We start from the raw sequence: 9,780 nt of genomic DNA, 5'->3' as shown, positions 1-9,780 counted from the left end.
GGGGGCGATTACCTCGATCGGGTGAGCGGGCTGGCCGCGGTCGGCGGTGAGGAGGGGCGCGAAGTCCATCTCAGTTGGCCGGCTGCACGAGGAACTGTTCGTAGCGGCCGCGCTCGCCGGGTTCGGCATAGGTGACGATGCTGAGCGTCCGGTCGGGGTACGTGACGCTATACACCCGGTTGACGAAGCCGCCGCGCAGCCGCGCCGGATGGGCGAGGACGAAGCTCGACGGCTCGCCGAGCGCGCGGAGGCTCGTGCGGTAATCGCCCAGCGCCGTGGCGGTAAAATAGTCGTTGGAGTTGGCCGTCATGACCGACCGGTCAAGCGTGCCGGCGCGCAGTTGGTCGAACACCCGCCGCGCCTGGGCGGTGATCGCCGCTTCGCCAGTCATCGCCTTTGACGCTAGCACGACCCGCGACACGTCGCGCCCGATCGATGCATAGGCGTCGCCGAAATCGGCATTGGTGAAGACGACCACCGCCACCTTGTCGTCGGGGAAGACGATGTTTTCGGTCAGGAACCCGACCGCCTCGCCATTATGCTCGACGAAGCGGTGGCCATCGCGGCTACCGAGGTCGACGCCCAAGCCATAGCCGGTGCCGCCGCCGTCGGCGAGCTTCACCTCCGTCTCCTGCGCCCGCCAGTCGGCGGGGTCGAGCAGGGCGCGGTTCATCCGCGCGATGTCCCATTTGGCGAGGTCGGGCGCGCTCATCGCCAGCTCCCCGGCGGCGAATAGCCAGCCGCGTGCCGCCGGCCGCTCCACCCGGACCGGGCCGAGCGCGAACCGCTGATAGCCGACCGGATAGCGCGGCCCGACCGCGAGGTCCTGGTCAACCGCGGCGATGCCCAGCGGCGTCATGATGCGGCGTTGCAGGAATGCGAGCAGCGGCTCGCCCGCCACCTTCTCGACGATCAGCCCGGCGACGACATAGCCGGTATTGGAATATTGCCACTGGGTGCCGGGCGCGAAGTCGAGCGGCTTCCTGGCCCAGCGGTCGACGATCGCCTGCGGCGTTACCGGCCGGGCCATCGCCGCGAACGCGTAATCCTGCGGCCAGTAATCCTGCAGCCCGGCGGTGTGGCTGAGCAGCTGGCGCAAGGTGATGCGGTCGCCTCCGGTGATGCCGGGCAGGTACTTGACCACATGATCGTCGAGGCTGAGCTTTCCGTCGCGCTGGAGCAGCAGCATCGCGGCGGCGGTGAACTGCTTGGAGTTGGAGGCGATCTGGTAGGGCAGGGCGGCGGTGGCGGGCAGCGTCTCCGACGCCTTGCCCCAGGCCTGGGCATAGACCAGCCGGCCGCCGCGCACGATCGCCACCGATGCCGAGGGCGTGCCGGTCTTGGCCAGCGCGGCGGTGACGATGGTCTCGACCCTGGCGGTCTCGGCGGGGGTGAGGTCCTGTGCGGCGGCGGAACAGGGTAAGAGCAGGGCGGCGGCAAGAAACGAACGGATCATGGCAGGATCATAACCATGAGCCGTAGCGTCCGTCGAGCGCTACCCTCACCCTTCCCGCCGCCGGTGGCGCCTCCTCACCTCTTCCAGTGGGAGAGGAAGGGAGGCGCATAGCGCCGGAAGGTGAGGGCAGCCTAGTCGGTTTCGACGGGCACCCCGTACAGATCATGCTCGTCGGCGTCCTCGATCGCCACCGGCACGATGTCGCCGACCGCCAGATACGCCGCGTCGCGCAGGAACACCGCGCCGTCGATCTCGGGCGCGTCGGCGGCGGAGCGGCCGGTCGCGCCTTCCTTGCCTACCTCGTCGATGATGACCGGCAAGGTACGGCCGACCTTCGCCGCCAGCTTCGCCGCGCTGATCGCCGCGGTGCGTGCCATCAGGCGGGCGTAGCGCTCCTCCTTCACCGCCTCGGGCACCGGGTCGGGCAGCAAATTGGCGCTCGCCCCCGCGACCGGCTCGAAGCGGAAGGCACCGACGCGGTCGAGCTGCGCCTCGTCGAGCCAGTCGAGCAGATACTCGAAATCCGCCTCGGTCTCGCCGGGAAAGCCGACCACAAAGGTCGAGCGGATGGCGATGTCCGGACAGACCCGCCGCCAGCCGTGGATACGCTCCAGTACCTTGGCGTCGTTCGCCGGCCGCTTCATCCGCTTGAGGACGGCGGGAGCGGCATGCTGGAACGGGATGTCGAGATAGGGGAGCACCAGCCCCTCGGCCATCAGCGGGATCACCGCGTCGACATGCGGGTAAGGATAGACATAGTGGAGCCTGACCCATGGCGCGATGCGGCCGAGTTCGCGCGCCAGGTCGGTCATGTGCGGGCGCACCTGCGCCCCTCTCCACAGCCGCGGTTCGTCGCGGATGTCGATGCCATAGGCCGAAGTGTCCTGGCTGATGACCAGCAACTCCTTCGTCCCCGCCGCGACCAGCTTCTCCGCCTCGCGCAGGATCGCGTCGGGCCGGCGGCTGACCAGATCGCCGCGCAGCGACGGGATGATGCAGAACGAGCAGCGGTGATTGCAGCCCTCCGAGATCTTCAGGTAGCTGTAGTGGCGCGGGGTGAGCTTGAGGTCGGTGTCTTCCACCGCCCCCCCAGGTACGAGGTCCAGGTACGGCGACCGCGCGGCGGGCGCGGCGACATGCACGGCCTCGACCACCTGCTCATATTGGTGCGCGCCGGTGACGGCGAGCACCTGCGGGAAGCGGGCGCGGATCGCCTCCGCCTCCTTGCCCATACAGCCCGTGACGATGACGCGGCCATTCTCGGCGATCGCCTCGCCGATCGCCTCCAGGCTCTCCTCCTTGGCGCTGTCGAGAAAGCCGCAGGTGTTGACCAGCACCACGTCCGCGCCGGCATAGTCTGGCGACATGCGATAGCCGTCGGCGCGCAGCCGCGTCAGGATGCGCTCGCTGTCGACCAGGTTCTTGGGGCAGCCGAGCGACACCATGCCGACGCGCGGCGGAGAGGGGAGGACGGTGGCCATGAGCGGCAGCACATAGGCGCGAACGCGCGGTGTTGCCAGCTTGCCGCAGGACGGCCGCCCATCGTCCCCGATCGGGAACGCTTCGTCGGAAAACCCGTGCGCTGGGATGGAAAGCTAATCTCGATCAGCTACTCACAACTCCTTGAACAAACGCGAGTCGCACGCGAGTGCGGCATCGGCCGGTCGGGACGGGGCAATGGAATCCGATCTTCGTTATTATGCACGCCGCGCCAGCGAGGAGCAGCGCGCCGCCGCTCGCGCGATCACTCCGGCCGCGCAGGCCAGGCGGCTGCTGCTGGCGGAACAGTTCAACCGCCGCCTCGCCGAACTGCGCGGCTGAGCCCCTGGTCTAGGCGTCGGCCTTCTTGGCGCGGGGCTTGCGCGGCCCGGTCGAGCGCTTGCTGGTGTTCCGCTTGGCTGGCTTTGCCGGCCTGCGCAGCACCGACGCCACGGTCAGCGCCGTTCCCGCCGCCAGCGCGCCGCCGATCGCCAGCGCCAGCCAGGGGAAGGGCTTCGATCGGGGCTGAGACGGGGCCTGCTGGATCGCGGGCGCAGGTTCGGGCGCGGACTCGTGAGCCTTGGCGTGCGGCATGGCGGAGGAGGGAATGTGTGACATCGATGACGACCCTTTTATCAGTTGCCGTCCCAACCGGTGCCGGCCGCTGCTGGTTCCCGTCGATCAGCGCGTGATCAGCCGCGTCGCGTAAAAGGCGAGCGCCGCGATCAGCCCGGCGGCGGGCAGGGTGACGAACCAGGCGACGACAATGCTCGACGCGACGTTCCAGCGCACCGCCGACACCCGCCGGCTCGCACCGACGCCGACGATCGCGCCGGTGATGGTGTGCGTGGACGACACCGGGATGCCGCCGATATTGGCCAGGAACAGCGTGATCGCGCCGCCCGTCTCCGCGCAGAAGCCCTGCGCGGGGGTCAGCCGGGTGATCTTCGACCCCATGGTATGGACGATCCGCCACCCGCCCGACAGCGTGCCGAGCGCCATCGCCGCCTGGCAGGCCAGCACCACCCACAGCGGCACCGCGAACTTGCCGCTGAGCATGTGCTGCGAATAGAGGAGGACGGTGATGATCCCCATCGTCTTCTGCGCATCGTTGCCGCCATGGCCGAGCGAATAGGCGGCCGCCGAGACAAGCTGCAGCTTGCGATAGCGCTTGTCGACCGCCAGCGGGGTAAGCCGCAGGCTGCTCCATGCGACGACGAGCACCAGCGTCAGCGCCAGCACCAGGCCGATCGCGGGTGACACGAAGATCGCCGCGACCGTCTTGATCACGCCCGACCACACCACCGCGCTCAGCCCGACCTTGGCCAGCCCCGCGCCCAGCAGCCCGCCGATCAGCGCATGGCTCGACGACGACGGGATGCCCAGCACCCAGGTCGCGATGTTCCAGACGATCGCTCCCACCAATGCGGCGAAGATCACCGCCGCGTCGATGATCTGCGCGTCGACGATGCCCTTGCCGACCGTCTCGGCGACATGCAGCCCGAACACCGCGAACGCGACGAAGTTGAAGAACGCCGCCCACACCACCGCATATTCGGGCTTGAGCACCCGCGTCGACACCACCGTCGCGATCGAGTTGGCGGCGTCGTGCAGGCCGTTGAGGAAGTCGAAGAACAACGCCACGCCGATCAGGCAGACGAGCAGGGTGAAGGAGATCATCGCTGGTGCCCCAGGCCGCTCAGGCGTGATCGATCACGAGACCCTGGATCTCGTTGGCGACATCCTCGAACTTGTCGACCACCCGTTCGAGATGGCTGTAGATCTCGCGGCCGATGATGAACGCCATAGGGTTGCCGCCGGGCTCGCCGTGCATCTTGAACAGCGCCCGCAGCCCTGCGTCATGAATCTCGTCGGCGTGCCCCTCGATCTGGATGATGCGCGCGGTCAGCTCGTGCAGCCGCGGCGCGTTCGCCGCCAGTGAGCGGAGCAGCGGGATCGCCTCCGCGGTCAGGCGTGCCGCCTCGACGATGATGCCGCTCATGTCGCGCATCCCCGCCTCGAACTGCGTCACCTCATATAGCCGGATCGAGTTGGCGGTGCCGTTCATCTGGTCGATGGCATCGTCCATGACGCCGACCAGGGCGATGATCGCGCTGCGGTCGAACGGCGTCACGAATACGCGGCGGACGTCCTGCAGCACGTCGCGGGTGATGTCGTCCGCCTCCTGCTCGCGGCGCACGATCTCGGCGATCTGGTCGTCCAGATCGCCCTCGGCGTGGAGCAGGCGGGCGAGCGCGGCGGCACCGGCCACCAGCGTCACCGCATGGGCCTCGAACTGATCAAAGAAGCGGCCCTGTTTGGGCATCAGCGACTGGAACCAGCCTAGCATCGCGAAACGTCTCCCCATTCCCGTCCGGATCGCCGGCACCATCCGATACGCGAGCGGAGATGGCGCAGGCGGCGCGCGAAAGCCAGCAATGAGATGTGACAGTTCGGTTTCACTCACCGCCCGCGCCGCCTCGGCCAAAGTGAACCAGCGCGTCTGGCGCTGGTGGCGTTCGGGCCAGTCGTCCTGCTGTTCGACGACGCTGAACGGGAACAGGGTCACCGTCGCGTCGATCGCGCCGCGCCGCCGCCGCTTGGTGTAGCGGAACGTGCCGAGCGGTGCCGCACAGGGGATGCCGCGCAGTCCAGCCTCCTCCCACGCCTCCTGCGCCGCCGCCTCGTGCGGGGCTAGGCCGGCGATCGGGTTGCCCTTCGGGATCACCCAGCGCCGCGTCTCGCGCGAGGTGATCAGCAAGACGCAGACGCTGCCATCGGCTTCGACACGATAGGGCAGGGCGGCGACCTGTTCGACGAGCGGTGTTCCTGTTTTCGGGTGGCGCAAGAACCAGATAGCCACGATCGATCCGATGCCAAGCGGCTTCTCGCGCATTGCGTCCGGTGTGAGGGTGTATCGTGCCGCCTTGGCAAGCGCCCCGGCTGCCGCCTATGGCATGGCCGATGGCCGAACGCCCCATCTTCTACGATGCCAGCGGCCGGCGGCGGCAGCGCTTCCGGCTGGCGGTGGCGGCGTTCGTGGCGCTGATCGTGCTGGCGGTGTCACTGTTCATCGCCTCGGTCGGCGTCGTGCCAGCCGCACCGTTGCTCGACGTGCAGGCAGACCGGCCGGTTATGAAGGGGCTGCCGGCCCCGCACGACCCGGCGATCCTGCGCCGCACCCGCCGCGACATCGGCTATTATGCGCGCAGCCTGTTCGGCCCCGGCGGCGGCTCGCGCCAGCGGGCCGGTGTCAATCCGGGACTCGCCATCGCCTTTCACACGCCATGGGACGAGTCGAGCGGGGCGAGCCTGCAGCGGCACGTCGAGCAGCTCGACTGGCTGATCCCCGGCTGGGTGTCGATCACCGGGCCGACGCATCGCATCACCGTGTTCCGCGATCCCGTCGGGCGCAGCATCCTCAACCGCGCGGTTCATCGGCCGGTGATCGTGCCGATGGTGCAGAACGTGCTCAACGGCAATTGGGACGGGCCCGGCGTGGCCGCGCTGTTCGCCGACGTTACGGCGCGGCGGGCGTTCCTTGACAAGCTGGTGGGCTTCCTGGCCGCCAATCATGCCGGTGGCGCGTTCTTCGACTTCGAGGAATTGTCCGACGTTGCGTTGCCCAATTACCGGGCGTTCCTCGCCGACGCGCAGGCGCGCTTCAAGCCGCATGGCTGGGTGGTCGCGATCGCCGCGCCGGTCGGCAACGAGGACTGGAACCTGAAGGCGTTCGCGCAGGTGACCGACAAGGTCTTCCTGATGGCCTATGACGAGCACGAAAGCGGCGGCGCGCCCGGCCCGATCGCCTCGCAGCGCTGGTTCGCGCGCATGGTCGCTGATTCGGCGCGCGGCATCCCGCCGGCCAAGCTGGTCGTCGCGTTTGGCTCCTATGCCTATGACTGGCACGGCGGCGGCGGTGAGCCGCTCGACGTCGAGGAAGCGTGGCAGCACGCCCGCGAGTCCGGCACCCGGCCCGCCTGGGACAAGGCCAGCGGCAATATGAGCTTCGCCTATCAGGACGGCGCGACCCGTCACCAGATCTGGCTGCTCGACGCCGCGTCGGCGTACAACCAGATCGCCTTCCTGCAGCACGCCGGCGTCAACAGCATCGCGCTGTGGCGGATGGGGTCGGAGGACCCGGGCGTCTGGGCGATCTTCGGCCGCGATCATCGCCGGCTGCCGCCGCCCGCGGCGATCGCCACCATCACCGCCGGCACCACGGTCGACATCGAGGGGCCGGGCGAGATCCTGAAGATCGCGGCCGATCCGACCGACGGCGTCCGGGCGATCGCGACTGCCGCCGACGGCAGCATCGCCGACGTCCAGTTCCGCCGGATGCCGAGCCCCTATGTGCTCGAACGCTATGGCGCGCGGGCGAAGCAGCTGGCGCTGACCTTCGACGACGGGCCGGACGCCAAGTGGACGCCGCAGATCCTCGACATCCTGAAGCGCGAGCATGTGCCCGGCACCTTCTTCGTCATCGGCGAAAATGCGCTGACGCTCCGCTCGATCCTGTTGCGCGAGATCGCCGAGGGGCATGAGATCGGCAGCCACACCTACACCCATCCCAACCTCGCCACCGTGTCGCAGGGCCAGGTGCGCTTCGAACTGAACACGACGCAGCGGCTGTTCCAGGCGTTTACCGGCCGCACGCTGAAGCTGTTCCGCGCGCCCTATTTCGGCGACGCCGAGCCGAGCACCGCCGACGAGATCGGTCCGGTCGCGAACGCGCAGGGGCGGGGCTATATCTCGGTGGGTCTCCATGTCGATCCGGGCGACTGGCGGCGGCCCGGCGTCGACGAGATCGTCAACACGACGATCAGCGAGGTCGAGAGCGACAGCCCCGAGAAGAGCGAGAACATCATCCTGCTTCACGACGCCGGCGGCGACCGCAGCCAGACGGTCGCGGCGCTGCCGATCATCATCGATCGGCTGAAGGCGCTGGGCTACAGCTTCGTGCCGGTGTCCGAGCTTGCCGGCCTGACCCGCGAACAGTCGATGCCGCCGATCTCGTCGAGCGACCGCGCCGCGGCGCAGATCGACCTGGCACTGTTCATGGTGCTGGGCTTCATCGTCATCGCGCTGAAGTATGTGTTCCTGGTCGCGATCGCGGTCGGCATCCTGCGCGCGGTGACATTGTCGGCGTTGGCGCTGTGGCAGGCGCGGCGCGAGCATCATACCATATTCCCGCCGATCGACCCGGAGCGTTTCGTGACGGTGATGATCCCCGCCTTCAACGAGGAGCGGGTGATCGAGCGGGCGGTGCGCACCGTCCTCGCCTCGACCGAGGTGAGGGTCGAGGTGATCGTCATCGACGACGGCTCCAAGGACGCGACCAGCGCCATCGTCGCCCGCGCCTTTGCCGACGAGCCGCGCGTGCGTCTGCTGACGCTGGTGAATGGCGGCAAGGCGCAGGCGCTCAATCGCGGGCTGGAGATCGCGCGCGCGCCGATCGTGGTCGCGCTCGACGCCGACACCCAGTTCACGCCGACGACGATCGCGCGGCTGGCGCGCTGGTTCGACGACCCGGCGATCGGTGCGGTGGCGGGCAACGCCAAGGTCGGCAACCGCGTCAACCTCATCACTCGCTGGCAGGCACTGGAATACATCACCGCGCAGAATCTGGAGCGGCGTGCGCTCGGCCGGCTCAACGCGATCACCGTCGTGCCGGGCGCGGTCGGCGCGTGGCGGGTGGCGGCGATCGCCTCGGTCGGCGGCTATCCCGCCGACACGCTGGCCGAGGACCAGGACCTGACCATCGCCATCCAGCGCGCCGGCTGGCGCATCACCTATGATCAATACGCCGTCGCCTGGACCGAAGCGCCGGAGACGGTGAGCGGCCTCGCCAAGCAGCGCTTCCGCTGGGCCTATGGCACGCTGCAATGCCTGTGGAAGCACCGCGCCGCGATCGGGCGCAACCGGCCGGCGGGGCTCGGCTGGATCGGCCTGCCGCAGGCGATCGTGTTCCAGATCCTGCTCGCCGCGATCTCGCCGATCATCGACCTGGCGCTGCTCGTCAGCTTCTTCGTCACCTATATCGACGTGCAGGCGCATGGCTGGGCGCAGACCAGCCACGACATCTACGTCATGCTCGGCTTCTGGCTGGTGTTCACCGCCATCGACCTGCTCGCCGCGACGGTGGCGTTCGCGCTGGAGCGGCGCGAGAAGTGGCGGCTGCTCTGGCTGCTGGTGCCGCAGCGGGTGGGGTATCGCCAGATCATGTATTACGTCGTGATCAAGGCGATCGCACAGGCGTTGCGCGGGCCCATGGTCGGCTGGGGCAAGCTCCAGCGTACCGGCCGGGTACAGGCGGTGGCGGGGGTCGGGCGTGGGTCGCGGTAACACCCCCCTGGTAACACCCCGGCGAAGGCCGGGGCCCAGTTGGGGGACGTTGATCAAAAGGCGAGTCGCTTCGTTACTGCGACCTTTCCAACTGGGCCCCGCCCTCCGCCGGGGTGGCAGGATGAATTGGCTCCCGCTCGTTCTTGTCCTTCTTCTGTGTTCACCCGCCGCCGCCCAGCCCCACCGCCCTCTCGTCCTCGCCGCCGCCAGCCTGCAGGAGTCGATGAACGCCGCCGCCGATGCCTGGGCCAAGGCGGGTCACCCTCGCCCCGCGCTGTCGTTCGCAGCGTCGTCGGTGCTGGCGCGGCAGGCAGCGGCGGGGGGAGGGGCCGACCTGTTCGCCTCCGCCGATGAGGAGTGGATGGACTGGCTCGACGCCCGCGGCCTGCTGGCGGCGGGAACGCGCGCCAACCTGGTCGGCAACCGGCTGGTCGTCGTCGCGGCGGCCGGAACGACGATGCGGCTGACCGCACGCACGCTGGCCGCGAGGCTGGCGGCCG

8 protein-coding genes are annotated in these 9,780 nt (G+C 68.9%); 3 read left to right on the top strand and 5 right to left on the bottom strand.

Annotation, left to right across the window (positions count from 1 at the left end):
* Nucleotides 1–70 precede the first annotated feature (70 nt).
* Both HUU96_RS06220 and rimO read right to left on the bottom strand, forming a co-directional pair.
* Complete coding sequence (locus HUU96_RS06220; protein WP_174291976.1) at nt 71–1,456, bottom strand: serine hydrolase domain-containing protein; 1,386 nt, start codon at nt 1,454–1,456, stop codon at nt 71–73.
* A gap of 131 nt (nt 1,457–1,587) precedes the next feature.
* Entirely contained in the window at nt 1,588–2,937 is a 1,350-nt protein-coding gene (gene rimO / locus HUU96_RS06215) for a 30S ribosomal protein S12 methylthiotransferase RimO (protein WP_174291975.1), read from the bottom strand.
* Between the two features lie 196 nt (nt 2,938–3,133).
* Here rimO and HUU96_RS06210 point away from each other — a divergent pair, with 196 nt between their 5' ends.
* The gene (locus HUU96_RS06210) at nt 3,134–3,277 is read left to right on the top strand and encodes a hypothetical protein (protein ID WP_174291974.1); all 144 of its coding nucleotides are present in this window, start codon (nt 3,134–3,136) and stop codon (nt 3,275–3,277) included.
* A gap of 9 nt (nt 3,278–3,286) precedes the next feature.
* Here the strand turns inward: HUU96_RS06210 and HUU96_RS06205 are convergent, their stop codons facing one another.
* The 3 genes from HUU96_RS06205 to HUU96_RS06195 all read right to left on the bottom strand — a co-directional run bounded on the left by HUU96_RS06205 (nt 3,287) and on the right by HUU96_RS06195 (nt 5,735).
* Nucleotides 3,287–3,553, bottom strand: a complete 267-nt coding sequence (locus HUU96_RS06205; protein WP_174291973.1) for a hypothetical protein — start codon at nt 3,551–3,553, stop codon at nt 3,287–3,289.
* 63 nt (nt 3,554–3,616) lie between these two features.
* Entirely contained in the window at nt 3,617–4,615 is a 999-nt protein-coding gene (locus HUU96_RS06200; RefSeq protein ID WP_174291972.1) for an inorganic phosphate transporter, read from the bottom strand.
* A gap of 19 nt (nt 4,616–4,634) precedes the next feature.
* A complete protein-coding gene (locus HUU96_RS06195) occupies nt 4,635–5,735 on the bottom strand; it encodes a DUF47 family protein (RefSeq protein ID WP_254605051.1) in 1,101 nt (366 codons plus the stop codon).
* Nucleotides 5,736–5,899: 164 nt separating this feature from the next.
* Here HUU96_RS06195 and HUU96_RS06190 point away from each other — a divergent pair, with 164 nt between their 5' ends.
* Both HUU96_RS06190 and HUU96_RS06185 read left to right on the top strand, forming a co-directional pair.
* Nucleotides 5,900–9,280, top strand: a complete 3,381-nt coding sequence (locus HUU96_RS06190) for a glycosyltransferase (protein WP_174291970.1) — start codon at nt 5,900–5,902, stop codon at nt 9,278–9,280.
* Nucleotides 9,281–9,401: 121 nt separating this feature from the next.
* The coding region (locus tag HUU96_RS06185) for a substrate-binding domain-containing protein (RefSeq protein ID WP_174291969.1) at nt 9,402–9,780 on the top strand (379 nt) is incomplete at its 3' end.

It is taken from the genome of Sphingomonas bacterium (assembly GCF_903644135.1).
GTDB lineage: Bacteria > Pseudomonadota > Alphaproteobacteria > Sphingomonadales > Sphingomonadaceae > Sphingomonas.
Note: the sequence above shows the minus strand (reverse complement) of the source record. Positions and strands in the feature narration are given on the sequence as shown.